Here is a 26,574-nt window from a genome sequence, read left to right on the forward strand (position 1 = left end):
GGGCGGTGCCTGAAGTACATTCAGTAATTGGCGCTGTAGAGCAGCGGTACCCAGTCGTAATTGGTCTCATCCCGCCTTACGTGGCCGATGCCGGGGAAGGCGTGGTGGGCACCGGCAACCAGATATTTCTCGTCGGCGGCCTCGGCAAAAGCGATGGCACGGGTGGCGGCTGCCTGTTTCTGGTCGACGTCGAACTCGACGGTGATTTCAGGCCTGTCGTATTGCAGAACGTCGCCATGGGCGATGTCGCCCCAGAAGACGATTTTCTCGCCCTTGCTTTCTACCGCAATGGCACTGTGACCGGGGGTATGGCCCTTCCTGAGGACCGATGTGAAGCCGGGAACGGGAGCCGCATCGTCTGCAAAGGTTTTGAATTTTTCCGCTGCGATATAGGAGCCGACTGCTGCCTCTGCCTGAACGATCTGTGGGCCGAGGCCCGCATCAGCCTTCGCCGCAGCATCCGCCTTCAACCAGAACTTTGCCTCGCGTTCGTTGACGTGCAGGACTGCATTTTCGAAGACGCGCTTGCCGTTCCTCGACAGGCCGCCGGAATGGTCGGCATGGATATGGGTGAGGATCACGTCGTCGATCTCGCCCGTCTTGTAACCGGCCGCCTCGATATTGGTGACGAGCTTGCCAAGCGATGGCCCCATCAGGTCGCCGGTGCCGGCGTCGATCAGGACCAGCCGGTCGCCTGTGTTGACGAGAAAGGCGTTGACCGAAGTTTCCGTCGGGTTTTTCTGGAAATAGCCGGCGAGATAGGTCTCTGCATCCTTTTCCTCAATGCCTTCGTAGATCTTCGCCATGGGAAGCGCCACTGTGCCGTCGGACAGGGCGGTGATTTCGCAATCGCCGAGCTTCAGGCGGTAATAGCCAGCGGCCTGTCTGCCGACGATCGGCGCTCTGGCGAGGACGGCAGAGGGCAGGGCGGCGATGGCGCCGACCGCAAGCGTCAGGCCTGCTGAGGTTTTGAGAAGAGCGCGTCGGGTCTGCATGGGAAAGCTCCAGGTGAGTATTGAAACGATGGTCTTGAACTGACCTGGAGAGCACGTATGTATCGATGCATCAGCAAACAAATCGATGCGGCTCATGACAACTATCGATCATTTCAATCTGCGTTCCTTCGACCTCAACCTGCTCGTCGCCTTCGATGCGCTGATTTCGGAAGGCAGCGTTACCAAGGCGGCGAAGCGGTTGAAGATCCAGCAGCCGGCGATGAGCCATTCGCTCTCGACCTTGCGGGTGTTGTTGCAGGACGAGTTGTTCATTCGCGTCGGACAGGTGATGCAGCCGACGTCGAGGGCGCGCAGTCTGGCGGTGCCGGTGCGTCAGGCCCTGAAACAGGCACAACTGGCACTGACCGGCGGGGAGGCGTTCGATGTGGCAACCGAACAGCGGACGTTTCGCATTGCCATGTCGCCCGAGGTGGAGCTGTTGCTGATCCCGGACCTTACGGCGCGTCTGCGAAAGCTTTCCCCCGGTATCAGGGTGTTGGCGCGGGTTTTCCCCTACGAGGCGATGGATCCGTCGCTGGAGGATGGCAGTATCGATCTCGCGGTCGGGTGCACCTATACGCAGAGCAGCCGAAAATCATTCGAGACGCTCTACAAAACCGAATTTGCCTGCTGTTACAATCCGCAGCTTCTGGATCTCGCCAAACCCGTCGAGCTGGAAGCCTATCTTGCGGCAGACCATGCGACGATTTCCCAGAACGAGACGTTGCAGGGCTGCATCAAGGACGCGCTGGAAATTGCCGGCGTCGAGCTGAATGTGGTGACGGCTGCGCCGGGATATATGTCGGTTCTCTCCGCAGCTCAAAGCAGTCCTTTGATTGCGACCGTGCCAAGCCGGATTGCCGAGCGTTACGCGCCGTTGCTCGGGCTCGAAATCAGCCCGCTGCCGGTATCGCTAAGCTTTCCGCCGGTCAACATGGTCTGGGCGAACCACGCAGATGGCGATCCTGCCAATGCCTGGCTGCGCCAACAGATCCGCGAGAGCTTCGCTTCCACCAGAATTTCCGGTGAGAATGACGTTCGCACTCTGCAGGTGCTCGAAGCTGAGCTGGAAACGGCCTAGCTTTCAGAAACGCTTGGCAAGCCAGGTGACGATATGTCCACCGGACAATGCATCCAGCTCGCCGATCTCGGCGTAGCCAAGTTTACGGTAAAGGCTGCGCGCGTCGGGGTTCATCGTGTCGATATAGGCGCCGATGCAGCCACGCTTGCGGGCTTCACCCTCGGCCATTTCCAGCATGCGCGTGGCAAACCCTTGGCCGCGCAGGTTTTCAGGGATGTAGAGCATCGAGATATACAGCCAGCCGCGCCCCGTATAGCCGACGAGGCCACCGTTGACCTCGCCTGCATCATCATAAAGGGGGATCGTCAGCTCGCGGCGATTGCTCTCGCCGAATGTCGCGATGTTGAACGCACGCAGCTTCTGCAGGATGCGTTCTTCCTCCTGTGGCGCGATGCCTTCGGTCACTTTCAGTTTTATGCTCATGCGCTCCTCCCAAAACGGGCGCATCGATAAACTAAAGCGCCTTTTTAAGGAAGGTGCGGGTGCGATCTCCGACGAATGCCGGCAGTTCGCCGAACATTTCATAACCTTGGCGCTGGTAGGCTTTCAGGGCTTGCGGATTGAATGTGTCGATCCAGGCACCGCGGCAGCCGCGGCGACGGGCTTCGGCCTCCGCTTGCTCGAGGAGTTTTGCCGCCATTCCCTGACCGCGCAACGTTTCCGGAATGAACAGCAGTTGCGTGAACAGCCAGCCCCAGGATGTGTATCCCGACAGCCCGCCTATCACCCGGTCCTGTTCGTCCCGGATGAAGACCGCAAGAGACGCTCGATCGGCAGGCCCAACTTCCGCTCCGTTATACGCCGTCAGTCCCTTGAGAATGACGTCCAGATCGTCGCTTGAGGGTGCAGCGGTCACTTCGGTGCGGACGCCCATTACCTTCCCTCGCGCCACCACATGGCGGCGACGGCGAAGAGCAGTGCCGAGAGGCCGGCGAAACCCGCAAACAGCGGCAGGCTGTTGACCCCGCGCAGCACGGATTCATCTGTCATGCGGATCGACATCCGGTTGGGATTGCTGATCCGCACCTCACCGCGCACCGGCAGGATATCGGGCAGGGTAATGTTTTCGCCGGAGGCGACCCGCGTTACCAGACCGTGGGTCCTTTCCGCATAAGGTTTCAGCGTCTCTTCCGTCGAGATCATCGCCTTGAACTCGGGTGCATCGACGGCGCCGACATGCACGAGGGTCGAGAACTCGCCGTTCGAGACCTGGAAGAGGCCGACTTCATCCATCCGGCGTTCCAATCGGTACTGGCCGGGTTCCGCCTGCGTCATCGGGATGGTTTCCGTGCGACCGGAGGGGAAACGAACGGTTGCCGGACCGGGATCGTCGCCGATCGTCTGGCGCGTCGCTTCCAGCGTGCGGCCGGAGGAGCGGGCGGTCAACGCCTCTTCCTCGAGCTCCGGTTCCTTCATCAGCCAGTGGGCAATACGACGGTAGAGCGCCACATGCGGGCCGCCGCCTTCGAAGCCGCGCGCCCAGAGCCAGCCCTGATCGGAAAGCAGCATGGCGACGCGGCCCTGCCCCTGACGGTTGAGGACGAGAAGCGGACGATTGCCATCGCCTTCCATCACGGTCTGCCCACGCGGCTGATCGACATCGATCGTGCGGAACCAGCGCCCCCATGCGGGCGGCGTCTGGCCGGAGCCGTCGAGACCACGTGTCACCGGATGTTTCTGTCCGACCTCGGAGAGGTGGGGGTAGAAGCCGGCGCTGTGGACTTCGCCGGTGGGGGAGGCGGGAAGCACCTGCTCGAGCGGAGTGAGCGCGATGGAATCCTCGCTCGCATGTTCGGGGCCTGCCGCGATCAGCAGGGCGCCGCCGTTCTGCACATATTGCGAAATGTAATCGTAATAGAGGATCGGCAGCACGCCGCGGTGCTTGTAGCGATCGAAGATGATCAGATCGAAATCCTTGATCTTCTCGACGAACAGTTCGCGGGTGGGGAAGGCGATCAGCGACAGTTCGTTGATCGGCGTGCCGTCCTGCTTTTCCGGCGGACGAAGAATGGTGAAGTGGACGAGATCGACCGAGGCGTCGGATTTCAGCAGGTTGCGCCATGCACGTTCGCCGGCATGCGGTTCGCCGGACACCAGCAGCACGCGCAGGTTCTGGCGGATTCCGTCGATGACATGGACGGCGCGGTTGTTTGCGGTCGTCACTTCGCCCGGCAATTCATCGACGGAAAATTCCATGACGTTGTTGCCGGCGCGCGGGACCGTGAAGGGGAAGGGCGTGTTGGCGCCGGGAGAGGCACGGAAGGTGGCGATCTGGTCGCCGTTCATCCGCACGGTCACCTGAGCGGGCGTGTTGGTGGCGCGGCCGTCATCGACCACCCGCAACGTCAGTTCCTGTTCTTCGTTGACGATGCCGAAGCGCGGGGCACGCACGACTTCGACGCGCCGGTCGAATTCGTCCGGTTGTCCGGTGATCAGACCGTGGACGGGAGCGGTGAAGCCGAGATCCTGATTGGTGCCGGGCAGATCGTGGATCTGTCCGTCGGTCACAAAGATTGCGGCACCTAGGCGTGCCGGGGGAACGTCGGAAACTGCAGAGCGAAGTGCCGTGTAGAGCCGGGTCGAGGGCGTGTCGCTATCCGGGTCATCTGCCACTTCGACGATGCGCGTCTCGATATTCGGGTACCTCGAAAAACGGTCTCGAAGCTCGGCAAGCGCCTCATCCGTCTGCCGCTTGCGTTCATCCGTCTGCTGGCTCTGGGAGCGATCGACGACGATCGGCACGATTGTAGAGAGCTGCTCGCGGTCTTCCTGCAGCAGGGTGGGGTTGGAGAGCGCCAGAAGCAGGGCGGCAAGTGCAATCGTCCGCAGGCTGGCACCACGGACACGACGCCAGAAAGAGAGGACGCAAAGTACGAGTGCGAGGATGCCAAAGCCAATCAGGACAGGCCAGGGGAAGAAGGGCGAAAACTCAAGGGTCATCGATGTTCTTTCCTACTGGCCAAGCCGTTCGAGCAGGGCCGGGACATGAACCTGATCAGCCTTGTAGTTGCCGGTCAGCATGTACATCATGATGTTGACGCCGGCGCGGTAGGCGTATTCGCGCTGCATGTCGTCCGGGGGCACGGTCGGCAGGACCGGTGCGCCCTGCTGGTCGACCGCCCAGGCGCCGGCCAGATCGTTGCCGGTGATCATGATCGGCGAAACACCGTCGCCACCCGAAGAAACCTGATTGGCACTGTTGCGCGCATCCTGACGCGCCTCCACCCAAAGAGCGCTGCCATTGTAGCGGCCGGGGAAATTCGTCAGCAGATAAAAGGACCGCGCCAGGACGTGGTTTTCCGGTACGGGCTCCAGCGGCGGAATGTCGATATTGGCTAGAATCTGCTGTAGTCGTTCGCCATTCGGAGAGTTGCCGCCACCGCCGAGAGACGAATACTGGTCGCGGGTATCAAACAATACGGTGCCGCCGTTGCGCATATAGGCATCGATGCGCGAGATCGCCGCCTGAGAAGGCATCGGTGCGTTGGCCGAGATCGGCCAGTAGATAATCGGATAGAAGGAAAGCTCGTCTTTGGTGATGTCGATGCCGACAGGGTCGCCGGGCTCCAGCGTCGTGCGATAGGTGAGGAATTCGCTGAGGCCCATAAGCCCCTGTTCGGAAATGCGATCGACGTCTGCCTCACCTGTCACGACATAGGCAAGATGGGTCGTGTCGAGATGTTCGAGGATCTGTTCGTCGCCGGCCTTCGCACCGCTGCCTTCCGGCATTTCCTGCGCGGAAAGCGGGTTCGGGTGGGCGGTAACAAGGCCGAAGGCTATAGCTGCGATTGCGGCTGCTGCGGCACCCGAACGGCGGCTTTTGCCACCTCTGGCGTTCTTCGGCATACGGGAGAAGGCGCCGTTGATGAACAGCACGATCAGGCTATCGAGAATGAGCATGGCGAAAGCGGCCGCAAACAAAGCAGGGCGCAGCGATACGGCTTCACCACCGGCAAGCCCCTCGGGGGTAACGGCGCGGCCGATCGGGGCCGGGTCGAAAGCTGCAAGCTCTGCGCCGGGCGGCAAAAGGTTGACGGCGGAAAAACCGTCCTCGGTGCCGTAAAGGCCCGGTGGATGGTCGAAGGTCGCAGAGGGCGTCTCTCCAGCACGGATCATGATCGGACGCACTCCACTTGTTTCGGTCGACAGCAGGCCGTCGGCAGTCAGAAGGCGATAGGCAGGAAGTGTTGCAGCTGCACCTTCCGAGCCTGCCGATGCGGTGGTTGCTCCACCGGCACGGGCAAGCTGAACGACACGGCGCAGCATTTCGACGAAATTGCCCGACAGCGGCAGGTTGGACCATGTGGCTTCGGCACTTGTGTGGAAGAGGACGAGGCGGCCGGCATCCACGTCCCGCGTGGTCACCAGCGGCGTGCCGTCCGCAAGGCTTGCCCAGGTGCGCTCGGCCAGATCCGGTGTCGGTTCGGCAAGAACCTGGCGGGTAACGGTGATGTCGGTCGCGCGCGGCATTCCAGCGAAGGGGCCGAAATTGGGGAAGTCTGCGAGCGATTGCGGCTCCGACCAGGACATGGCGCCGCCGAGCGCGCGTTCGCCCTGGCGCAGTCTGACTGGCACGAGCGGATCGTCTGCGGGGGCAGCCGCAAGTCGCGGGCCGGCGAAACGGATCAGCGTGCCGCCACGGGAAATCCACTGCTGAAGCGGCTGGTAGGTTTCGGCCGGCAGACGGCCGACATCGGCCATGATGATCGCAGACGGGTTGTTTTCGAGGATCTGCGGAATGGCGACGGCAAGATCCGCGGTGTTGGTCTGGATGATGTCGGCATAAGGCGTCAGTGCGCGGTTGATGTAATAGAGCGGCTGCAGAAGGGGCTGGAAATCGCTGCCGCTCTCGCCGGAAATCAGCGCGATACGGCGACGCTTGAAGCCGTCATCGAGCAGGTGCGTGGCGCCGGCGGTCGCCATGCCGTCGATGCTGAGGCGGGCGAAGTCGTTGCGCAGTTCGAAGGGCGCTGAAATCTCGGCTGTCGCCATGCCGGAGCCGGCGGCAAAATCGACCGTGCCTGAGGCGAGCGAGCGGCCCTGCTGGTCGAGCGCATTAACGGTCAACTGCTGTGGAGCGGCCGTATCGAGGCGGGTCGCGGTGACGGCCATGGTCTCGGAATTGTTGGTGGCACCGGTGAGGGCCACTGCGCCACGGCCGTCGCCCTGATACAGACGGATATCGGCGGGTGCGATGGCGGAGAGCGCCGTCATCGCGTCAGCGTCACCGGGTGCAGCCACGCCATCGGAAATCAGCGCTACGGTGCCAAGCCGGTTGCCGTCGAGCGCCTCCTGCAGGGAGCGCACGGCGCGCAGGCGATCAGGGACAAGCGGCTTGGGTTCAGCAGCGGCAAGCTTGTCGCGTGCGGCGGCTGCCGTGCCGGCGGCCGGCTCGTTGCTGGTGTCAGCGGTGAAGGTCAGTGAAACCGGGACGTCGGCGCTTTCGGCCTCGTCGATCAGCATATTGACGGTTTCGACACGGCGCTCCCAGTCGATCGCGCTCGACCAGCCATTGTCGATCACCAGCGCAAGCGGGCCGCCGGAATTCAGCGAGCTGGCACGCGGGTTCATCACCGGATCGGCAATCGCCAGGATGACGGCTGCGGCGAGCAGCATGCGCAACAGCGTCAACCACCAGGGGCTCTGTGACGGGGTTTCCTCGCGCTTCAATACGGTCGCGAGGATTCTCAGCGGCGGAAAAACCTCGGTTTTCGGGCGTGGCGGGGTGAGCCGCAGCAGCCACCAGATGGCCGGCAGAGACAGGAGGCCGAAGAGGATAAGCGGGTTGGCGAAGGCAAACGCGCTCATGTGCGGCCTCCCGGAAATGCTACGGGCATGCCGGAAAGATGGCTGTGAATGGTGACAAGCGCCTCTGAAGCCAGATGGTCGGTCCGATGGAAGGTGAAACTCCAGCCGAGACGGCGCAGGCCTTCGCCAAGCGCTTCGCGACGGGCGAGATAGGCGCGTTGGTAATCCTCGCGGATCGTTTCAGCGCGGCCGGAAGTCAGCTTCTCGCCGGTTTCCGGATCGGTGAATTCGGTGCGGCCGGTATAGGGGAATGTTTCCTCTGCCGGATCGGCGACCTCTATGACGTGGCCGCGCAGACCGCGCTTTCCGAGCGGCGAGATGCGCGACATGACGCTGTCGGCGTCATCGAGGAAATCACCGATCAAGACGATATCGCTCTGGCCGCGGATCATGTTGGTTTCCGGCAGGCCGGTGGTCAGCGGCGCGTGCATGATGGCCGTCGCCAGCCGCTCGGCGGCGTTGCGGGCCGAAACCGGCTCCATGATGCCGGGACATCCGATGCGTTCGCCGGAGCGGGCCAGGATTTCGGCGAGTGCCAGTATCAGCACCAGCGCGCGGCTTTCCTTGGAGACCATGGCGAAGGTCGATTTGTACATCATCGACGGCGACATGTCGGCCCAGAGCCAGATCGTATGGGCCGCTTCCCATTCGCGGTCGCGGACATAGGTATGGTCGTCGCGGGCGGAGCGGCGCCAGTCGATGCGCGACAGGCTTTCGCCTTCCGCATAGGGGCGGAACTGCCAGAAGTTTTCGCCCATGCCACGCTTGCGCCGACCGTGCCAGCCGGCGATCACCGTGTTGGCGATGCGCTTGGCTTCCACCATGCAATCGGGCACGAGCGCCGCACGCGCCTGGGCGCGGGAGAGGACTTCGCTGCTGGGTGTCTGCTCGACGATCTGGCCGATTGATGCCACGCATTAGTCCTTTCAAGGAACCGGAGGATTAACCTCGGGCCTGTTTTACCAGTCCGGCGATCACGTCACGCACCGACATGCCTTCGGCACGGGCGGCGAAGTTCAGGGCCATGCGGTGTTCGAGAACCGGTTCCGCCAACGCATAAACGTCGTCGAGCGAGGGGGCGAGACGTCCCTCGTAGAGCGCACGGGCACGGGCCGTCAGCATCAGCGACTGGCCGGCGCGCGGGCCGGGACCCCAGGCTACATGCCTGTCGGTATCGGCATTGCCGTGACCTGGACGGGCCGAGCGCACCAGCGAGAGGATGGCATCGACCACCTTGTCCGAGACCGGCATCTGGCGGATCAGCATCTGGATTTCCTGCAGGCGGGTACTGTCGATGACGCTGCGCGGCCGCGCTTCGGCAATGCCGGTGGTACCAAGCAGGATCTGCCTTTCGGCGGCGAGGTCCGGATAAAGAACGTCGACCTGCAGGAGGAAGCGGTCGAGCTGCGCTTCCGGCAGCGGATAGGTGCCTTCCTGCTCAAGCGGGTTCTGGGTCGCGAGCACGTGGAAGGGGGCGGGAAGGTCGAAACGCTGGCCGGCGACGGTTATGTGATATTCCTGCATGGACTGCAGAAGCGCCGACTGGGTGCGTGGCGAGGCACGGTTGATTTCGTCGGCCATCAGCAGTTGGGCGAAGATTGGTCCCTTGACGAAGCGGAACGAGCGTCTGCCATTCTCGTCGCTGTCCATGACTTCCGAGCCGAGAATATCCGAAGGCATCAGGTCGGGGGTGAACTGGATGCGGTTGGAATCCAGTCCGAGCACGGTGCCGAGCGTGGTCACCAGTTTGGTCTTGGCGAGGCCGGGAACACCGACGAGCAGGGCATGGCCGCCGGAGAGAACGGCGAGAAGCGTGTTTTCCACCACCCGTTCCTGGCCGAAGATGACTTTTGCCACTTCCTCGCGGATGGCGGCAATATCGGCCAGCGCTTTTTCGGCAGCGGCGACGATCGCCTTCTCGTCAAGAACGGCCTCGGTTGGATTCATCACGCCCATGTCGTTCTCCATGATCAAGGTCGATATTCACACGCCGGTCGGCCTTTTGCCCTCAGCACGAGTCGTTGCACTGCAGCAAGCACATTAGCCTCAGAAGTTATTACCCGAAATAAGGCTGACAAGCTCGCTTCGAATGACTATCTCGTGAGGAACGAACGCGACGGTCAACGATTAATTTCGAACCGGGACTGAATGATGGCAGCAGAAACGATTAATTCGGCCTCCGACGCCGCCGGCCTTGCGGCCATGATTTCGCGCGCTGCCGAGCAATCGGGGGCCGGAAAGCGTGGCCTGCCGCCCGTCGACAGATGGAATCCGCCCTTTTGCGGCGATCTCGACATGGAAATCCGCGCAGATGGCACATGGTTCTATATGGGCACACCAATCGGTCGCGAACCGCTGGTGAGGCTGTTTTCCACCGTTCTTCGTCGCGACGAGGACGGTAAAACATATCTCGTCACGCCTGTGGAAAAGGTGGGAATTCGCGTGGCCGATGCGCCGTTCCTGGCTGTCGAGATGCAGGTCGGCGAACGTGACGGTTCTCCGCTCATCACATTCCGCACGAATGTTGGTGACGTGGTGGAGGTCGATTCCGCTCATCCGCTACGTTTCGAGACGGTTGGCGATGATCGGCAGCTTAAGCCCTATCTGCTGGTGCGGGGCAGGCTGGAGGCGCTGGTTTCGCGAGCTGTCATGTATGATCTGGTCGAGTTGGGGGACGTAATCGAGATCGACGGCGTCGAGATGTTCGCCCTGCGGTCCGGTGGCGAGGTTTTTCCGATCATGCCGGCGGCTGAACTGGAGCGGCTGGCCTCATGAGTGATCTCACCCTCGATAATGTGGCGCGGTTTTCGGCCGACGGGTTTCGACAGCGCGCTCTGCACCAGAGCGGCGGACCGCTCGATACTGCCTGGCGCGATCATGGCGATCATCTGCTCAATCCGCAATTCGTCGATATTACTCGGGAGCTGAAGCTTCGCGACGCGGCCGTGCTCGTACCGGTCGTCGATGACGGCGATGAAGCGAAGATTATCCTGACGCAGCGGACGGCGACACTGCGGAAACATTCCGGCCAGATCGCTTTTCCTGGTGGTGCGGTAGACCCGGAGGACGGGTCGCCGGAAGACGCTGCCTTGCGCGAGGCGCGCGAGGAGATCGGGCTCGATCCGCGCTTCGTCGAACCGCTGGCGCGGCTGCCGCAATATTACGCGATGACGGGCTTTCGCATCACGCCGGTTCTGTCGGTCGTCCAGCGCGGCTTCGACCTGAAGCTCAATCCGACCGAAGTGGACGACGTTTTCGAGGTGCCGCTGTCGTTTCTGATGAACGAGGCGAACCATCAGCGGGGCAGCCGCCAGTTCAATGGCAGCGAACGGCATTTTTATCTCATGCCATACGAGAACCGCAATATATGGGGGATCACGGCGGGTATCCTCCGCACCCTTTATGAAAGGCTTTATGCATGACTTCTGTGGCTGGCGAGACCTGGTTCCGGGATGCTGCCGTACAGCGCATTCTGGCGCTGCTCAACGCAGACGGTGGCGAGGCGCGGGTTGCCGGCGGTGCCGTGCGCAATGCTCTCATGGGGATCGCCGTCGCGGATGTGGATATCGCAACGACGCTCAGACCCGAGGTGGTTGTCGAGCGGGCGAGCGGGGCCGGTATCAAGGCGGTGCCGACCGGGATCGAACACGGAACCGTGACATTGGTCCTCGATGGCCGTGGTTTCGAGGTGACGACGCTTCGTCGCGATATCGAGACGGACGGACGACATGCCGTTGTCGAGTTCGGCACCGACTGGAAGGCGGATGCCGAACGGCGCGACCTGACCATCAACGCGCTCTATGCGGATATGCGGGGCGAGGTGATCGATCTCGTCGAAGGTTTGAAGGATATCAGCAGCCGAACGGTGCGCTTCATCGGCGATGCCTCACAGCGGATTGCCGAGGACCATCTTCGCATCCTGCGGTTCTTTCGCTTCTTCGCCTATTACGGTTCCGGCCGTCCCGATGCGGATGGATTGCGGGCCTGTGCGCGGGCAAAGGAAAAGCTTTCCAGCCTTTCGGCCGAGCGTGTGTGGACGGAAACGAAGAAGCTGCTTGCGGCACCCGATCCGTCGCGGGCGCTTTTGTGGATGCGCCAGTCCGGAGTTCTGACGCAGATACTGCCCGAGAGCGAGAAATGGGGCATCGACGGTATCCACAGTCTTGTCGCCGCTGAAAAGTCACTTGGATGGAAAGCGGAGCCGCTGCTGCGGCTTTCGGCCATGGTGCCGCCCGACGGGCAAAGGCTTGAAGCGCTTGCCAAGCGTCTGAGGCTGTCGAATGCGGATGCGCTGAAACTTGAGCGGTGGGCGTCGACGCCCATGCCGCCGGACGAGGTGACGGATGTCGGTTTTACCCGGCTGCTTTATCGTCACGGGACGGATGGCATTCTTACCCGTATCAAGCTGGCGCTGGCATCTGCACGGGCCGCCGTCGAGGGCGATCCGGTGGCGATGCGCAAGAGCGCCCGCCTGTCGCAACTGCTGACGACGGCGGAAAACTACGTGAAGCCGAATTTCCCGCTTTCGGGTGCGGATGTCGTGGCCGCGGGCGTACCCGCAGGCAAGCGGGTCGGCGAGGTGCTGAAGGAACTCGAAGAGTTCTGGATCAGCCGCAATTTTCTGCCCGAGCGGCCCGAACTGGCCGCCCGGCTGGAAACCATGGTGAGCGAGAAAAACTAGAGCAATTCCGGACGCAAAACCGGTTCTCGCTTTTGCTGGAATTGCTTTAGCGACCGTTCAGGCCGGCGCCTTCTCCTCGTTACGGATACGCGCCTTGATGTTCTCCACCATGGTTTCGCGGATGATCTGCTCGCCGTGATCGCTACGCATGTGGGCAACGGCCCGGCGTACGACCTCTGCATCTTCTTCGGCGCGCGTGTGCCACTGGCAGCCGGGCACGAGTGTGCCGCATTCGAAAAGCCGCATGGCGATTACCTCCCTGTGGTTGATGTCGGCCGCCCTCTCATCGGGCGACCGAAACTAAACCGGCAGAAGCTGCAGGAGTTCCGCGATGTTTCTGCCTTTGGTCTTCCAGAGGCTGCGGGTTAATCCCGCATGGCCCAGGAGTGGAATACCGAGCCGACCGCGGGTCTCGCCGTTGCAGCGGGCTTGTTATTGGCTGCGGATGATTCCGACTGCTTGCCAGCGAGCTGGCGTTTTACCTGGGCGATGCAGAAGGAAAGCGGCAGCTCACCGCCGCTCTTGACCCTCATCTCCGTCGCGAGGCGGTCGATCAGGTCGGATTTGTCGATTATTCTGGAGTCTGTGCCGCTATTGGTGGGTGCGGCAGGCAGGGGCATGCTCTTCGATGCAGTCATCGGATACTCCTCCCAGTGGATCTTCACAGATTAACACCGGGAGAGACGATTCGTGTATGATATTTGTCAAATGTACGATGCCGTACGAAAAATAAATCGTGAGCTGTCGTGATCCTGCCGGCCTATCAAAGCCAGCGAACGGCCGGGGGCAGGGACGACAGGATGGATTCGACATTGCCGCCTGTTTTCAGGCCGAAGATCGTGCCACGGTCGTAAAGCAGGTTGAACTCCACATAGCGGCCACGGCGAACAAGCTGCTCGTCACGCTGTTCTTCCGTCCAGGGTTTGTTGAAATTGGCCCGGACGATGCGCGGGTAGACGAGGTTGAAGGCGCGTCCGACATCCTGAACGAAGGCCAGATCCGCATTCCAGCCGCCTTTTTCTTCCGAGGATTGCAGCCAGTCGAAAAAGATACCGCCGATGCCGCGATGCTCGTTGCGATGCTTCAAAAAGAAATACTCGTCGCACCAGGCCTTGTACCGCGGGTAATCAGCCACCGCCTCGTGCCGCTGGCAGGTGATTTCCATCACTCTGTGGAAAAGCTGGGTGTCCGGATCTTCCTGCGTGCGCCGGTCATTCAGCATGGGTGTCAGGTCGGCACCGCCGCCGAACCAGTGGCTGGAGGTCACGACCATGCGGGTGTTCATGTGAACGGTCGGCACATTGGGATTGACCGGATGGGCGATCAGCGAAATGCCGGATGCCCAGAAACGCGGATCCTGTTCGGCACCGGGGATCTGATTGCGAAAATCCGCAGAAAACTCGCCATGGACGGTGGATGTGTGGACGCCGACCTTTTCGAACACCCGGCCTTCCATCATCGACATGCGGCCACCGCCACCGGCGCCGCCATCCCGAAACCAGTCCTTACCCGTGAACGTGCCTGCCGGCTGGTCTGACAGGACACCCGTCAGTTCCTGTTCGAGAGTTTCGAACGACGTGCAGATCTTGTCGCGCAGGCTTTCGAACCAGGCGCGGGCAATCTGCTTCCGGTCCTCGATGTCCTCGGGCAGGCCTTTCGGCAGGTTCGGTCGTTCCATTGCGTTTCCTCTCGTCGTCAGGCGGTCGATTCGTCTCCTCGAGCATGGCCATAACAGCAATGGCTTTCGCAGGCCATTCCATGAACGATACCGGAGTTTCTTAGCTGTCAAAATCTGACTCGCAAAACGTGCAGACCACGCTTATCTTCGTTCATTAGCAAGGTGCGGATGAGAGGCTCTCATGGCGAAATTCACACCACCGCCGCTCGATGGCTTGAAGCGGCGCATCGACCGCCACCGGCAGCAAATGGCCGGCGAGCGTTCCGGCATGTTCGTGCGCGAAACCTTTCAGATGTCGCGAATAGAGGCGCGCGAAAAGGCGCGGGAATGGTTCGAGGAATTCCCCAAGGCTGCCTACTGGACCGAAGTGGAAAGCTGGCGCCAGCTGGACGGAGACCAGATCGAATTCACCATGCGCCGCCTGCCGACAGCCGACTGATCTTGCCAGTGGCATTATATCGCCGATCTCAAGACCGCTGATCCAACTGCCTCAGCCTGCTTTCGATGAGCGAGCCGCTTTCATCCAGAATGGGATGGGCGACGGAGACGATGTGGGCATTGATGCGTTTCAGGTCGCGCAGCATGTCGAGATGCACCGAACTTGTCTGCAGGCTCTCCAGCTTGCCGTCTCTCAGACGTTCAAGGTGCTTCTCCGCCGAGCGCTTTTCCAACCGCCGGACGTCCACCTTTATCTCCATCAGCCGCCTTGCGAGGTTGACGTCGCCGGTGACGAAGACGGTCTGGGCGGTGCGTAGATTGTCGATCGTGAGGTCGAAGAGATCGGCCAGTTCCTTGTATCCGTCATCAGAAAACTTCAGCCCCTTGGCGATCTTCTTGCCCAGCTGATCGCAAAGGCCTTTTTCGATGATGTCGCCCATATGCTCAAGGTTGATCGCGTAATCGATGATCGCGATCGAACGTCTCGCATTCTCGTCATTCAGGCCCTGCTGACCGAGCTTCGACAAATAGAGTTTTACGTCCTGCTGCAGCCTGTCGACCCGGCGTTCAATCAGGGCGATTTCCTTCAACGGCGCCGGATCATTGTGCTTGAAGGCGTTTTCAGTGCGGATCAGCATGCGTTCGATCTGGTCGCCCACGCCGAGCACTTCACGCGTCGCATTGGCGAGCGCGCGGACGGGGTCGTGCAACTCCTCCGGATCGAGGAATTGCGGGCCGGTCTCCTTTTCCGGCTCGTCCGGGATCAGGCGGGTCATCAGATCCGAAATCAGGCAGCCGAAAGGCCAGGCGATGAGCGCGAGAAGAAGGTTGAAGGCGAGATGTGCATCGACGGGCATTTTTTCGGGTGAGATCGGCAGCGACTGCAGCAGTTCGGCCGCAATGCCGGCAAGCGGAAGGGCGAGTGCGCAGCCGATGGTGCGGACGAGAAGGTTGCCGCGGGTGATGCGGCGTGCCTCGGGTGGGCTCGCTAATGTGGCGATGACCGGCGGAATGGCGCCGCCGAGGTTCGCCCCGAGGATGAGCACGACGATGAGGCCCGGCGAGGCGATGCCGCTCGATGCCAGCGAAAGGATGAGGATGACGATGGCAAGGCTTGACGAGGACACGAAGGCAAGGGCTGCGGAAAACAGCAGCGCGACAAGCCAGCTGGAATCGAGCAAGTTCAGAAATGCCGCAAGAGCGGGCGATTGCCGCATGGGTTCGGTCGCCATGCCGAGAACCTGAAGCGACAGGAGCATCAGGCCGATGCCGATCAGCGCCGTGCCCAAGCCTTTACGGGCGGCAGAGCCGTTGCGCAGAAGCATAACTCCGACGAGGAGCAGAAGCGGGGCAAAGACTTCGGTTCCGGCAGCGACCAGCCAGGCGGTTACGGCCGTGCCTATATTGGCGCCGAGCAGCACGATCTGCGCCATGCGCGGGTTGACGAGGCCACGTTCGGCAAAGGAGGCCGTCATCAGGGCGGTGGCAGTCGAGCTTTGCAGCGCGATCGTGGCGACAAGGCCGGACAGGAAGGAGCGCAGACCGCTTCTCGTGCTATTGGCAAGCCCGGTTCTCAGACGTGCGCCAAAGGCTCGGGTCACCCCTTCCTTGACCTGCGCAAGGCCGAAAAGAAGCAGAGCGACTGCACCCAGGATGTTGATGACGACGAGCGTCGACTGCACTCCAAACTCCCCGATGTGATCATGGAAAAGAGAGGGCGATTCCGTTGCCGGCTAATGAATAATAGACCTTTTGCAAGCCCGTTCAAGGCACTTTACGCGACAGATTCGACGGTTTTCGCGGCATGCCTATGGTTGCCAGGCGGTCTGGCGCATGGCCTCGCCGGCGATCATCGCGGCCGACATGGCAAGGTTGATCGAGCGTTGGCCTTCGACCATCGGAATAAGGATTCTGCCTTCGACCGCTTCATGTACGTGTTCGGGCACGCCGGCGCTTTCCCGGCCGAAGAGGAGGATATCATCCGGGCGATAGCTGAACCGCGTATAGGGTTCGGGTGACTTCGTCGTCGCCAGCACAAGCCTGCGGCGGCTCGTCCTGCGCCACTCATCGAATTTCTGCCAGTTGACATGGCGCGTCAGGGAGACTGCAGATAGGTAATCCATTCCGGCGCGCTTGAGGTTGCGGTCGGAAATATCGAAACCTGCCGGCTCGATGATGTCGACGCCAAGTCCGAGGCATGCGGCGAGACGCAGGATCGTTCCGGTATTGCCGGGAATGTCGGGTTGATAGAGGGCAATGCGCAAGTCTGTCATGGCGTCTGATTAGCGGATGTGAGGCTTGCTGCTCAAGTCTTTTCAGCCATATCGATGCATCGCGCGTGCATCGATATGGCCGATTTGGTCTTTTCAATTTTGCCGCGAGCGTGTAGAAGAGCGGCCTGTTCAACGCCCATTTTGGAGGCCTACATGGATATGACCGTGCTCACGCGCCTCCGCCAGTCGGATATTCGTCTGGCCTGAGGCGTTTCGCGGTTCACGCAAAGCCTTTTCTCTTCACTGATCCGCTTTTCTATTTCCGTTCGTGGCCGAACGAGGCCATGCCTGTTCTTTCCTCAACCGTTGCCGGGTATGACGTTTTCGCCCCCGGATCGCTTGAGAGCCGTCCGTCTGTCGGAGCCTGTTCATGTTCTCGTGGTTTGAAAGCCGCCTCAATCCCTATCCTGAAGACCAGCCAACTTTGCCGCCCAAGGGGCTTTTTGCGTTCTGCTGGCATTACACCAAACCGGCATGGCCGTGGTTGCTGCTGCTGGGTAGCTGCTCGCTTGCCATCGCGGTAGCGGAAGTCCTGCTTTACCAGTTCCTCGGCAATATTGTGGATTGGCTGGCCGGCGCTGATCGCCAGACGTTTTTTGCCGACGAGGGAAACAAGCTTCTGTGGATGGCAGCACTGGTGCTTGTCGGTCTGCCGCTTGTCGGTGCGATCCATACGGTGACCATGCATCAGGTGCTTGCCGGCAACTATCCGATGATTGCCCGCTGGCAGATGCACCGGTTCCTGCTGCGGCATTCCATGGCATTCTTCGCCAACGAGTTTGCCGGGCGTGTTTCGACCAAGGTGATGCAGACCTCGCTTGCGGTGCGCGAAGCGACGATGAAGATCATCGACGTCTTCGTCTATGCAATCGGCTTTTTCGTCTCGATGCTGGCACTCGTCGTTGCCGTCGAGTGGCGGCTGGTGCTGCCGCTGATCATGTGGTTCGTGCTCTATGTGCTGATCCTGCGCTATTTCATTCCGAGACTTCGCAAGCTTTCGAGCGAACAGGCAGATGCGCGCTCGATGATGACCGGCCGGATCGTCGACAGCTATACGAATATTGGTACGGTGAAGCTGTTTTCCCATGCGGGGCGTGAGGAGAGCTATGCCAAGGAAGGCATGAACGAGTTCCTCGGCTCGGTTCATCGGCAGATGCGCCAGATCAGCCTCTTGAACATCTGCGTCGATCTCAATAATGCGCTGACGGTGTTCGCCGTTGCAGGTCTTGGTATCTGGCTGTGGATCAATGCAGGCGTGAGTGTCGGCTCGATCGCGGTTGCCATCGGTCTTGCCATGCGCATCAATGGCATGTCGCAATGGATTATGTGGGAAGTCACGGCGCTCTTCGAAGCGATCGGCACCGTCTATGACGGCATGAACATGATGACAAAGCCGCATGACGTGACGGATGCGAATGGTGCTCGCGCGCTCGCCACCCAGAAAGGGCATATCCTGTACGAAAACGTCCGCTTCCACTACGGCAAGAGCAAGGGCGTGATCGACGGGCTGACGCTCGATATTGCCGCCGGCCAGAAGGTCGGTCTGGTGGGACGTTCGGGGGCGGGCAAAACGACGCTGATGAACCTGCTCCTGCGCTTCTACGATCTGGAGAGCGGCAGGATCACTATCGATGGCGAGGATATCTCGTCGGTGACGCAGGACAGCCTGCGCGGGATGATCGGCGTTGTGACGCAGGATACCTCGCTGCTGCATCGTTCTATCCGCGACAACATTGCCTATGGGCGCCCGGATGCAAGCGATGCCGAGATCATCCTGGCGGCGAAACGGGCCAATGCCCTGGAGTTCATCGAAGGACTTTCCGACCTGCAGGGCCGTACCGGTCTCGATGCGCATGTGGGCGAGCGGGGCGTAAAGCTTTCCGGCGGCCAGCGGCAGCGCATCGCGATCGCCCGCGTCTTCCTCAAGGATGCGCCGATTCTGGTGCTCGACGAGGCGACATCGGCGCTCGACTCGGAAGTAGAAGCCGCGATCCAGGAAAACCTGTTCGCGCTGATGGAAGGCAAGACAGTGATCGCGATCGCGCACCGGCTGTCGACGCTGACTGAGATGGACCGTCTGATCGTGCTCGACAAGGGGCATATCGTCGAGACCGGAACCCATGAGCAACTGGCTGCTGCCGGCGGCATCTATGGCGATCTCTGGCATCGCCAGTCGGGCGGTTTTCTCGGCGATCAATCGACTGAAGAGGAGGCGGCGGAGTAGTCCGCCGCATTCGTTTTATGTGCCACTTCGGAGGCCTGGCCTGCGACGAAATGCGCGGAGCGATTTCCACCCCATCTGTTTTTAGGGGTATTGGTTGTCGCACTTTTTTCGATGCGATCAATTAGCATCGGCTGGTAAGCCTTTGTTTATCTGTAACTGTCAGGGATGCGTAGGGTGCATGGCACCATTGCGTATTCCTGATGGTTTGAGACGATGAACACGATAAAAATCAAATTACTCCTCCCCGCCCTTTTCGGAATGGTCGTTCTCATCCTTATCGTTCAGGGTGCACTCGGGATGCGGTCGGTGGCGCAGATCGAGGGCCAGGCGGACACGATCGGTCGCCGTATGGAGCGCGCTCTCCTGATCGCCAACATGGACCGTCTGTTATCGGATGTTCGCCAGCTCTATCTGATGACGCTCGCCGCGCCAAATGCCGCGGAGAAAAAGCAGATGATCGAGCGGCTTCAAGCCGCCGACAAGGTGCGCATCGAGGCTTTCGACAATTACGGACAAGGCGTGACCATCCCCGCCGCGAAGGAAAAATACGCAGCTCTGCAGAAGCTCGTTGCAGATTATGATGCCATGGGCGCTCAGTTCGTGCAGCTGATCAGTACATCGCGAGTCTATGAGGCAAGGGATATGATTGCCCAGATGGTGCCGAAAGGTGCCGAAGCAAGCGACGTGCTCAAGGGGCTGATCGAAGACAACAAGGCTCGTAGTCTGGATGACCGCAGTGTCACCGAGGAGATGGCGCAGTTCGTCTATGTCTCGACGATCATTGGCGTTCTCGTCGCCGTTGTCATCGCGCTCGGTGCTGCATTGCTGAGCCTTTTTCGCGTGACACGACCGATCACGGAGATCACCGGCTCGATGCAGGCGCTGGCTGCCGGTAACAATCAGGTCGAGATTCCCTATGCTGGTCGCACGGATGAGATTGGCGATATGGCCGCTGCCGTGGCGGTGTTCCGCGACAATGCGCTGGAGCGTGTTCGTCTCGAACAGCAGACCGAGGCCAATCGCTCGATGAGCGAGCGGGAGCGGATCGCCAACGAGGAGCAGAAGGCGCGTGACGCGGCCGAAGTGTCGTTTGCCGTAGAGGCTCTGGCAGGCGGGCTGAAGAACCTTTCCGATGGTGACATGACGGTTCGTCTAAATCAGCAGTTCGCTGGTCGGCTGGATCAGTTGCGTGTGAATTTCAACGAATCGGTCGGCAAGTTGCAGACCGCACTGCGTTCGGTCGGCGACAATGCGCGAATGATCGATGCGGGCGCGAACGAAATCCGCTCGGCGGCAGACGATCTGTCGAAGCGTACCGAACAGCAGGCGGCTTCCGTCGAGCAGACGGCTGCGGCGCTGGAAGAAGTGACCACGGCCGTCAAGGATTCCGCCGTACGTGCCGGTGAGGCCGGCAAGCTGGTCGATCAGACGCGGGTGGGTGCGGAGCGCTCGGGCGAGGTGGTTCGACAGGCTGTTGCAGCGATGGAAGCGATCGAGCAGTCGTCGGGCGAAATTGGCAATATCGTCGGCGTCATCGATGAAATTGCCTTCCAGACCAACCTGCTTGCTCTCAATGCTGGCGTCGAGGCTGCCCGTGCGGGCGAAGCCGGCAAGGGCTTTGCCGTCGTGGCGCAGGAAGTCCGCGAGCTGGCGCAGCGTTCTGCCAATGCTGCCCGCGAGATAAAGGCTCTCATCAGCAAGTCCGGCGAGAAGGTGCGCGATGGCGTGACGCTGGTTGGCGAGACGGGCATGGCGCTGGAGACGATCGTTTCCGAAGTGCAGCGGATCAACACCAATGTCGGCTCCATCGTCGTCTCGGCACGCCAACAGTCGACCGGTCTAAGCGAGATCAGCACGTCGGTTCATCACATGGACCAAGGCACGCAGCAGAACGCCGCAATGGTCGAGCAGACGACGGCTGCAAGCCACAGCCTTGCCACCCAGGCTGCAGCGCTCACCGAATTGCTGGCTCAGTTCAATCTCGGTGAAGGCGCAAGGGCGGCAGGATCCGCCCCACGCGCAGCCACGCAGACATCGCGCCCAGCGGCATCGCCGGCCCGTGCTCTCGGCACCAGGATTGCTTCGGCTTTCGGTGGCGGATCTTCTGCCGCGGCCGTGAAGCAGGAATGGTCGGAGTTCTAAGCTCCAGCCACTATGATCGGGAATGGACGGCGGCTTCGGCCGCCGTTCGCGTTTTGGCGACGTGCACATCCTTGCCGAAATGTAATGCGGGAGCCCTTTGCCGCATTGCGGAAGCGGCATATATCCGTCGCATGGCCATCACCCAGTTCTTCCGCTTCTTCGAGACCCGTATCCGCCCCTTCGCACAGAAGGGAGATCTCCGTCCGCCGGAAGGAACGCTGGCATTCATCTGGTTTTACGTGAGGCAGGCGAAGGCGCCGTTTCTGGCGATGCTGGTGCTGGGCGGCGTGACGGCTGCGATCGAGGCGGCATTGTTCTGGTTCGTTGGCCGGCTTGTCGACATCCTGGCGAGCATCGACCGTGCTCAAGGGTGGGGTGGGCTTCTTGCATCCCACGGCTGGGAATTGGGTGGGATGCTGGTTCTGATCGGCGTCGTGCGCTTCCTGGTGACGCTGGTGACGGCGCTTGTCGATCAGCAGATGATCACGCCGGGTTTTTATAATCTCGTGCGCTGGCAGTCCTACCAGCATGTTGCGCGCCAGTCCCTGTCCTTTTTTCAGAACGATTTTGCCGGCCGAATTGTCACCAAGGTCTGGTCCGGCGGGCAGGCGGCGGGCGATCTCGTGACCTCGCTGATGGAAAGCGTCTGGTTCGTCTGCATCTATTCGGTGTCGATGCTGATGCTGGTCGGCGGGCTCGACTGGCGGCTGGCGGTGCTGGTCTTGGCCTGGGTCGGGATCTTTGCCGCACTTGCGCGTTATTTCGTGCCGCGTATCCGTTATCATTCGAAGGAAACGGCGGAAGCCGCCTCGATGCTTTCGGGCCGGATGGTCGATGCCTATAGCAATATCCAGACGTTGCGCCTGTTCGGTCGCGACGAGGCAAACGACCGCTATATGCGCGACGCTTTCGACACGTTCCAGTCGACGACGCTGATGTTCACCCGGTTCATCACAGGCGTTCGGGCCTCGATGGCGCTCTTGTCCGGCGTGATGATCACCTCGATGGCGGCGCTCTGCATCGATCTCTGGCTGCAGGGCAAGATCAGCTCCGGCGCTGTTGCCTTCACGCTTGCGCTGGTGCTGCGGCTGAATTTCCTGCTTGGCCGCCTGATGACGCAGTTCAACGGTATCATGCGCAATTTCGGCACCGTGCAGAATGCGGCCGAACTGATCTCGAAGCCTATCGAGCTGACTGATGTACCCGGTGCGCCTGCGCTTCAGGTCAAAAAGCCGGAGATCCACTTCAACGACGTCAGTTTCCATTACGGTAGGCAATCAGGCGTTATCGATCACTTGACCCTCAAGGTCCGTGCCGGCGAGAAGGTTGGTATTATCGGCCGGTCCGGCGCCGGAAAATCGACGCTCGTCAATCTGCTGCTGCGTTTCTACGACCTCGAAGGTGGCCGGATTGAGATCGATGGCCAGGATATCGCAAAGGTCAGTCAGGAAACGCTGAGGGCGCAGATCGGCATGGTCACGCAGGATACGTCGCTGCTGCATCGCTCGATCCGCGACAACATTCTTTTCGGTCGTCCCAATGCGTCCGATGCGCAGCTGCTCGCCGCAGCCGAGAAGGCTCAGGCCGACGGGTTTATCGGCAGTCTCGTGGATCAGCGCGGGCGCAAAGGTTTTGACGCGCATGTGGGCGAGCGGGGCGTCAAACTGTCGGGCGGGCAGCGGCAGCGGATCGCGATTGCCCGCGTCATGCTGAAGGACGCGCCGATCCTCATTCTCGACGAAGCGACGTCGGCTCTCGATTCCGAAGTTGAGGCGGCGATCCAGGCCAGTCTCGACGGTCTTATGCAAGGCAAGACCGTGCTTGCTATCGCGCATCGGCTTTCAACCATTGCGATGCTCGATCGCCTGATCGTGATGGACAAGGGGCGGATCGTGGAAGAGGGCACGCATAGCGAGCTGATTTCAGCTGGCGGTCTTTATGCCGAACTCTGGTCACGCCAGACGGGCGGTTTTCTCGCTGCCGATGCGGCGCAATAGGTCTGTCACTGACCGCTGATGACAATATCGGCCATCAGGCCGGCATGATTTGATCCATAGGCACTTGGCAAGGTGGAGATCGATCTGATCTTCAGTGGCAGGCGCACATAGACATGGTCGATCGGCAGGCCGAACGCGCCGAGGCTGACAGGCCATGTCGGTGGCTCATAGGATGCTGTCCGCAGCCCGGTCCAGGTGAAGAAACTGCGGATATTAGGGGCAAGTGACGAGGCGTTGAAATCACCAGAAAGGACGAGCGGTCCTTGCATTTCCTCCATGGCAAGGGTGGCGCGGACCAGTTCCACGGTCTGGAATTCATCGAAATAGGGTTTGGTCGTGTGAATACCGGCAATATTGATCTTATGGCCCCGGATTTCCGTCTCGGCCATGATGAAGCGGTTTTCAAAAATAGGGCTCAGGCTTCGGATGCTTCCTCGCCTGAGCGGTGTTTTCGACAGCATCAACTGATCGCAATCCTTGGTCAGAATACCGCAGCCGATGCGGTAGGGGTAAGCCGCACTGAGTTGCGAGAGATGCGACTCGAGCGGCTCGGCTTCCATGATGTTGACCACATCCGCACCCGACGCGGCGATCATCCTGGCAATCGCTTCGCCATTCGCTTGATTATCCCTCAGGATATTGAAGGAGAGCAGTTTGACGCTTGGAGCATTGGCATCGCTTTCCGTTGCCATCGCCGTGTAGTCCTGGCCCATGATCACGGCATGTGCCGCCAGTGCGATCGATCCGGCGAGCAGAAGGAAGGCCACGATGTTCCGATAGAGAGCGAGTGCGAAAATCATGGCCACGATACAGGCCGCGGCGGCATGTAATTGCAGGCTATGGAGTGTGGCGAAAGCCCAGTGCGGATGAAGGTATCGCGAGCCGATTGCTAGCATTACGAGCGACACGATGACGCAGATTGCAACGGAAAGGATCGTTCTTGGTGTCATGATCGGGTCCGAAGCTTTTCTTGGCCGATGAATTAGCACGGGCAAATGTCTCTTGCAACGCAACATGTTTGCATGCAATCGCCGCAAAATGCGCTTGATCCAAATCAAGTTCCCCTCTGATATCGCAGGCTAAATCATGGCCGCTGCATAGTGTCGCAAGACAATGTTGCAGTGCCCTATTGATTACATGCCAAAATAGAAATCGTGTTCCTTCATTCGGTCATGGGCCTTGCCAAGCGGCAAGTTTATCTGCGATCAAATCAGTGATCGCACTGGCTTGCTGGGGAATCGGTGTTCGATCTATGGTGACGGAGGTTAACCATAGCCAGGAGGAGGCATGCGGATGACAGGGACATTGCATGAGAGGATGGTTGAACCGTGAGTGAGCATAATCCAAATGAAGGAACGCTAAGCGAACCCACGCGCCGCGATTTCCTCTATCTGACGACCGGCATGGCCGGTGCGGTGGGTGCCGCGGCCGTTGCCTGGCCTTTCATCGACCAGATGCGTCCCGATGCATCGACGCTGGCGCTGGCCTCTATAGAGGTGAATGTCGCGGCATTGCAACCAGGCATGTCCCTGACCGTCAAATGGCGCGGCAAGCCCGTTTTCATCCGTAACCGCACGCCCAAGGAAATAGAAGAAGCCAATGCCGTCGCACTGTCCGACCTGAAGGATCCCGTCGCCCGCAACGCCAATATCGCAGCGGACGCGGAAGCGACCGGCGTCGACCGTTCTGCCGGCGAGGGCAAGGAGAACTGGATCGTCATGATCGGCTCCTGCACTCATCTCGGTTGTGTTCCGCTCGGCCAGTCCGGCGATTTTGGCGGATGGTTCTGTCCCTGCCATGGCTCGCATTACGATACGGCGGGCCGCATCCGAAAAGGTCCTGCACCGCAGAACCTGGCAATTCCGACATTCGCTTTCGCAAGCGATACCGTGATCAGGATCGGGTGAGGGGCTGACATATGAGTGGACATTCGTCTTATCAACCGTCGACGGGGATCGAACGGTGGATCGATCAGCGGCTGCCTTTGCCGCGCATGGTGTATGACAGTTTCGTCGCCTATCCGGTGCCGCGTAACCTGAACTACGCCTATACGTTCGGCGCGATGCTGTCGGTCATGCTGATCGTGCAGATATTGAGCGGCGTCGTGCTGGCAATGCATTACACGGCATCGACGGCCGAGGCTTTCGTCTCGGTCGAAAAGATCATGCGCGACGTCAACCATGGCTGGCTGTTGCGCTACATGCATTCCAACGGTGCGTCGTTCTTCTTCATCGCGGTCTATCTGCATATTGCCCGCGGCCTTTATTACGGTTCCTACAAGGCGCCGCGCGAAATCCTCTGGATTCTTGGCGTCGTCATCTACCTGCTGATGATGGCGACCGGCTTTATGGGCTACGTACTTCCCTGGGGGCAGATGTCCTTCTGGGGTGCAACGGTCATCACCGGCTTCTTCACCGCCTTTCCGCTGGTGGGCGAATGGATCCAGCAGTTCCTGCTCGGCGGCTTTGCTGTCGACCAGCCGACGCTGAACCGGTTCTTCTCTCTGCATTATCTGTTGCCGTTCATGATCGCCGGCGTGGTCGTCCTGCACGTCTGGGCGCTGCATGTCACCGGCCAGACGAACCCTACCGGCGTCGAGGTGAAGTCGAAGACCGATACGGTGCCCTTCACGCCATATGCGACGCTGAAGGATGCGTTCGGCGTGTCGGTCTTCCTGATCGTCTACGCCTGGTTCATCTTCTATATGCCGAACTATCTCGGCCATCCGGACAATTACATCCCGGCAGATGCCCTGAAGACCCCGGCGCATATCGTGCCCGAATGGTATTATCTGCCGTTCTACGCGATGCTGCGTGCGATCACCTTCAATGTTGGCCCGATCGACAGCAAGCTGGGCGGCGTGCTCGTCATGTTCGGTTCGATCATAATCCTGTTCTTCCTGCCCTGGCTCGATACATCCAAGGTCAGGTCGGCTGTCTACCGTCCCTGGTACAAGCTGTTCTTCTGGATCTTCGTTGCCAACTCGATCTTCCTCGGCTGGCTCGGCGCCATGCCGGCAGAAGGCGGCGGGCTCATCGCGTTGCTGTTCGGCGGCGACCTGAAGGGCAATTATGTCGGTTATTCGCAGCTCGGAACGCTCTATTACTTCGGCTTCTTCCTGGTGATCATGCCGCTTCTCGGTCTGTTCGAGACACCGCGGCGGATCCCCAACTCGATCACCGAAGCCGTGCTGGAGCAACAGAGCAAGAAGGCGGGATCGGCTACGCCCGAACCTGCCAAGGCAACAGTGTGATCGG

At 60.5% G+C, this 26,574-nt stretch carries 23 protein-coding genes; 10 read left to right on the forward strand and 13 right to left on the reverse strand.

Going from position 1 to position 26,574, the window contains the following annotated elements; translation table 11 throughout:
- Positions 1-20 precede the first annotated feature (20 nt).
- Positions 21-995: an MBL fold metallo-hydrolase gene (locus FHP24_RS17300; RefSeq protein ID WP_139677463.1), complete on the reverse strand. Its 975-nt coding sequence runs from the start codon at positions 993-995 to the stop codon at positions 21-23.
- A gap of 94 nt (positions 996-1,089) precedes the next feature.
- Between FHP24_RS17300 and FHP24_RS17305 the strand changes: the two genes are divergently transcribed.
- Positions 1,090-2,076, forward strand: a complete 987-nt coding sequence (locus tag FHP24_RS17305) for a LysR family transcriptional regulator (protein ID WP_139677464.1) — start codon at positions 1,090-1,092, stop codon at positions 2,074-2,076.
- A 3-nt stretch (positions 2,077-2,079) separates the two neighbouring features.
- Here FHP24_RS17305 and FHP24_RS17310 read toward each other — a convergent pair whose 3' ends face one another.
- Genes FHP24_RS17310 through FHP24_RS17335 form a run of 6 tightly spaced genes read right to left on the reverse strand, consistent with a single transcriptional unit; the run spans position 2,080 to position 9,840 of the window.
- A complete protein-coding gene (locus FHP24_RS17310) occupies positions 2,080-2,499 on the reverse strand; it encodes a GNAT family N-acetyltransferase (protein ID WP_139677465.1) in 420 nt (139 codons plus the stop codon).
- 31 nt (positions 2,500-2,530) lie between these two features.
- Positions 2,531-2,950 (reverse strand): GNAT family N-acetyltransferase, encoded by a 420-nt coding sequence (locus FHP24_RS17315; protein WP_139677466.1) that lies wholly within the window; start codon positions 2,948-2,950, stop codon positions 2,531-2,533.
- Complete coding sequence (locus FHP24_RS17320) at positions 2,950-5,016, reverse strand: hypothetical protein (protein WP_139677467.1); 2,067 nt, start codon at positions 5,014-5,016, stop codon at positions 2,950-2,952. Before FHP24_RS17320 ends, FHP24_RS17315 begins: the two co-directional genes overlap by 1 nt.
- Positions 5,017-5,028: 12 nt before the next feature.
- Positions 5,029-7,884 (reverse strand): DUF4159 domain-containing protein, encoded by a 2,856-nt coding sequence (locus FHP24_RS17325; protein WP_139677468.1) that lies wholly within the window; start codon positions 7,882-7,884, stop codon positions 5,029-5,031.
- Positions 7,881-8,798, reverse strand: coding sequence for a DUF58 domain-containing protein (locus tag FHP24_RS17330; RefSeq protein ID WP_139677469.1), 918 nt, complete (start codon positions 8,796-8,798; stop codon positions 7,881-7,883). Before FHP24_RS17330 ends, FHP24_RS17325 begins: the two co-directional genes overlap by 4 nt.
- A 28-nt stretch (positions 8,799-8,826) precedes the next feature.
- Positions 8,827-9,840, reverse strand: coding sequence for an AAA family ATPase (locus FHP24_RS17335; protein ID WP_139677470.1), 1,014 nt, complete (start codon positions 9,838-9,840; stop codon positions 8,827-8,829).
- A 195-nt stretch (positions 9,841-10,035) separates the two neighbouring features.
- Here FHP24_RS17335 and FHP24_RS17340 point away from each other — a divergent pair, with 195 nt between their 5' ends.
- Genes FHP24_RS17340 through FHP24_RS17350 form a run of 3 tightly spaced genes read left to right on the forward strand, consistent with a single transcriptional unit; the run spans position 10,036 to position 12,565 of the window.
- On the forward strand, positions 10,036-10,659 hold the full coding sequence (locus tag FHP24_RS17340) for a DUF1285 domain-containing protein (RefSeq protein ID WP_139677608.1): 624 nt from the start codon (positions 10,036-10,038) through the stop codon (positions 10,657-10,659).
- Positions 10,656-11,306, forward strand: coding sequence for a CoA pyrophosphatase (locus tag FHP24_RS17345; protein ID WP_139677471.1), 651 nt, complete (start codon positions 10,656-10,658; stop codon positions 11,304-11,306). Before FHP24_RS17340 ends, FHP24_RS17345 begins: the two co-directional genes overlap by 4 nt.
- Positions 11,303-12,565, forward strand: coding sequence for a CCA tRNA nucleotidyltransferase (locus FHP24_RS17350; protein ID WP_139677472.1), 1,263 nt, complete (start codon positions 11,303-11,305; stop codon positions 12,563-12,565). The genes FHP24_RS17345 and FHP24_RS17350 overlap by 4 nt, the downstream gene beginning before the upstream one ends.
- A gap of 57 nt (positions 12,566-12,622) precedes the next feature.
- On the opposite strand, the gene FHP24_RS17355 is transcribed toward FHP24_RS17350, so the two are convergent.
- The 3 genes from FHP24_RS17355 to hemF all read right to left on the reverse strand — a co-directional run bounded on the left by FHP24_RS17355 (position 12,623) and on the right by hemF (position 14,243).
- Positions 12,623-12,811 carry a DUF1059 domain-containing protein gene (locus FHP24_RS17355; RefSeq protein WP_139677473.1) on the reverse strand — a complete coding sequence of 63 codons (189 nt, stop codon included), beginning with the start codon at positions 12,809-12,811 and terminating at the stop codon, positions 12,623-12,625.
- A gap of 119 nt (positions 12,812-12,930) precedes the next feature.
- Positions 12,931-13,203 carry a hypothetical protein gene (locus tag FHP24_RS17360; protein WP_139677474.1) on the reverse strand — a complete coding sequence of 91 codons (273 nt, stop codon included), beginning with the start codon at positions 13,201-13,203 and terminating at the stop codon, positions 12,931-12,933.
- A 125-nt stretch (positions 13,204-13,328) separates the two neighbouring features.
- On the reverse strand, positions 13,329-14,243 hold the full coding sequence (gene hemF, locus FHP24_RS17365) for an oxygen-dependent coproporphyrinogen oxidase (RefSeq protein WP_139677475.1): 915 nt from the start codon (positions 14,241-14,243) through the stop codon (positions 13,329-13,331).
- A gap of 181 nt (positions 14,244-14,424) precedes the next feature.
- On the opposite strand from hemF, the gene FHP24_RS17370 reads away from it, so the two are divergent.
- Positions 14,425-14,682, forward strand: a complete 258-nt coding sequence (locus FHP24_RS17370; RefSeq protein ID WP_139677476.1) for a hypothetical protein — start codon at positions 14,425-14,427, stop codon at positions 14,680-14,682.
- A gap of 28 nt (positions 14,683-14,710) precedes the next feature.
- Here FHP24_RS17370 and FHP24_RS17375 read toward each other — a convergent pair whose 3' ends face one another.
- Positions 14,711-16,363: a Na/Pi cotransporter family protein gene (locus FHP24_RS17375; protein WP_139677477.1), complete on the reverse strand. Its 1,653-nt coding sequence runs from the start codon at positions 16,361-16,363 to the stop codon at positions 14,711-14,713.
- Between the two features lie 126 nt (positions 16,364-16,489).
- Positions 16,490-16,954, reverse strand: a complete 465-nt coding sequence (locus FHP24_RS17380) for a tRNA (cytidine(34)-2'-O)-methyltransferase (protein ID WP_139677478.1) — start codon at positions 16,952-16,954, stop codon at positions 16,490-16,492.
- Between the two features lie 370 nt (positions 16,955-17,324).
- Here FHP24_RS17380 and FHP24_RS17385 point away from each other — a divergent pair, with 370 nt between their 5' ends.
- The 3 genes from FHP24_RS17385 to FHP24_RS17395 all read left to right on the forward strand — a co-directional run bounded on the left by FHP24_RS17385 (position 17,325) and on the right by FHP24_RS17395 (position 23,317).
- Complete coding sequence (locus FHP24_RS17385; protein WP_139677479.1) at positions 17,325-19,178, forward strand: ABC transporter ATP-binding protein; 1,854 nt, start codon at positions 17,325-17,327, stop codon at positions 19,176-19,178.
- A 213-nt stretch (positions 19,179-19,391) separates the two neighbouring features.
- A complete protein-coding gene (locus FHP24_RS17390; RefSeq protein ID WP_139677480.1) occupies positions 19,392-21,320 on the forward strand; it encodes a HAMP domain-containing methyl-accepting chemotaxis protein in 1,929 nt (642 codons plus the stop codon).
- 131 nt (positions 21,321-21,451) lie between these two features.
- Positions 21,452-23,317, forward strand: coding sequence for an ABC transporter ATP-binding protein (locus FHP24_RS17395; RefSeq protein ID WP_139677481.1), 1,866 nt, complete (start codon positions 21,452-21,454; stop codon positions 23,315-23,317).
- Positions 23,318-23,322: 5 nt separating this feature from the next.
- Here FHP24_RS17395 and FHP24_RS17400 read toward each other — a convergent pair whose 3' ends face one another.
- Entirely contained in the window at positions 23,323-24,267 is a 945-nt protein-coding gene (locus tag FHP24_RS17400) for an endonuclease/exonuclease/phosphatase family protein (protein WP_139677482.1), read from the reverse strand.
- A 378-nt stretch (positions 24,268-24,645) separates the two neighbouring features.
- On the opposite strand from FHP24_RS17400, the gene petA reads away from it, so the two are divergent.
- Together petA and FHP24_RS17410 are read left to right on the forward strand one after the other, a co-directional pair.
- Positions 24,646-25,224, forward strand: a complete 579-nt coding sequence (petA, locus tag FHP24_RS17405) for a ubiquinol-cytochrome c reductase iron-sulfur subunit (protein ID WP_139677483.1) — start codon at positions 24,646-24,648, stop codon at positions 25,222-25,224.
- Between the two features lie 11 nt (positions 25,225-25,235).
- Complete coding sequence (locus tag FHP24_RS17410) at positions 25,236-26,570, forward strand: cytochrome b (protein WP_139677484.1); 1,335 nt, start codon at positions 25,236-25,238, stop codon at positions 26,568-26,570.
- Positions 26,571-26,574 lie beyond the last annotated feature (4 nt).

Origin of the sequence: Aliirhizobium smilacinae (assembly GCF_006335145.1) — a bacterium.
Classification (GTDB): Bacteria; Pseudomonadota; Alphaproteobacteria; order Rhizobiales; family Rhizobiaceae; genus Neorhizobium; species Neorhizobium smilacinae.

Excerpts from the sequence above, each read along its gene's own strand:
- FHP24_RS17300 (WP_139677463.1), bottom strand. The coding sequence starts at position 995 with ATGCAGACCCGACGCGCTCTTCTCAAAACCTCAGCAGGCCTGACGCTT.
- FHP24_RS17305 (WP_139677464.1), top strand. The coding sequence starts at position 1,090 with ATGACAACTATCGATCATTTCAATCTGCGTTCCTTCGACCTCAACCTG.
- FHP24_RS17310 (WP_139677465.1), bottom strand. The coding sequence starts at position 2,499 with ATGAGCATAAAACTGAAAGTGACCGAAGGCATCGCGCCACAGGAGGAA.
- FHP24_RS17315 (WP_139677466.1), bottom strand. The coding sequence starts at position 2,950 with ATGGGCGTCCGCACCGAAGTGACCGCTGCACCCTCAAGCGACGATCTG.
- FHP24_RS17320 (WP_139677467.1), bottom strand. The coding sequence starts at position 5,016 with ATGACCCTTGAGTTTTCGCCCTTCTTCCCCTGGCCTGTCCTGATTGGC.
- FHP24_RS17325 (WP_139677468.1), bottom strand. The coding sequence starts at position 7,884 with ATGAGCGCGTTTGCCTTCGCCAACCCGCTTATCCTCTTCGGCCTCCTG.
- FHP24_RS17335 (WP_139677470.1), bottom strand. The coding sequence starts at position 9,840 with ATGGGCGTGATGAATCCAACCGAGGCCGTTCTTGACGAGAAGGCGATC.
- FHP24_RS17340 (WP_139677608.1), top strand. The coding sequence starts at position 10,036 with ATGGCAGCAGAAACGATTAATTCGGCCTCCGACGCCGCCGGCCTTGCG.
- FHP24_RS17345 (WP_139677471.1), top strand. The coding sequence starts at position 10,656 with ATGAGTGATCTCACCCTCGATAATGTGGCGCGGTTTTCGGCCGACGGG.
- FHP24_RS17350 (WP_139677472.1), top strand. The coding sequence starts at position 11,303 with ATGACTTCTGTGGCTGGCGAGACCTGGTTCCGGGATGCTGCCGTACAG.
- FHP24_RS17355 (WP_139677473.1), bottom strand. The coding sequence starts at position 12,811 with ATGCGGCTTTTCGAATGCGGCACACTCGTGCCCGGCTGCCAGTGGCAC.
- FHP24_RS17360 (WP_139677474.1), bottom strand. The coding sequence starts at position 13,203 with ATGACTGCATCGAAGAGCATGCCCCTGCCTGCCGCACCCACCAATAGC.
- hemF (WP_139677475.1), bottom strand. The coding sequence starts at position 14,243 with ATGGAACGACCGAACCTGCCGAAAGGCCTGCCCGAGGACATCGAGGAC.
- FHP24_RS17370 (WP_139677476.1), top strand. The coding sequence starts at position 14,425 with ATGGCGAAATTCACACCACCGCCGCTCGATGGCTTGAAGCGGCGCATC.
- FHP24_RS17380 (WP_139677478.1), bottom strand. The coding sequence starts at position 16,954 with ATGACAGACTTGCGCATTGCCCTCTATCAACCCGACATTCCCGGCAAT.
- FHP24_RS17385 (WP_139677479.1), top strand. The coding sequence starts at position 17,325 with ATGTTCTCGTGGTTTGAAAGCCGCCTCAATCCCTATCCTGAAGACCAG.
- FHP24_RS17390 (WP_139677480.1), top strand. The coding sequence starts at position 19,392 with ATGAACACGATAAAAATCAAATTACTCCTCCCCGCCCTTTTCGGAATG.
- FHP24_RS17395 (WP_139677481.1), top strand. The coding sequence starts at position 21,452 with ATGGCCATCACCCAGTTCTTCCGCTTCTTCGAGACCCGTATCCGCCCC.
- FHP24_RS17400 (WP_139677482.1), bottom strand. The coding sequence starts at position 24,267 with ATGACACCAAGAACGATCCTTTCCGTTGCAATCTGCGTCATCGTGTCG.
- FHP24_RS17410 (WP_139677484.1), top strand. The coding sequence starts at position 25,236 with ATGAGTGGACATTCGTCTTATCAACCGTCGACGGGGATCGAACGGTGG.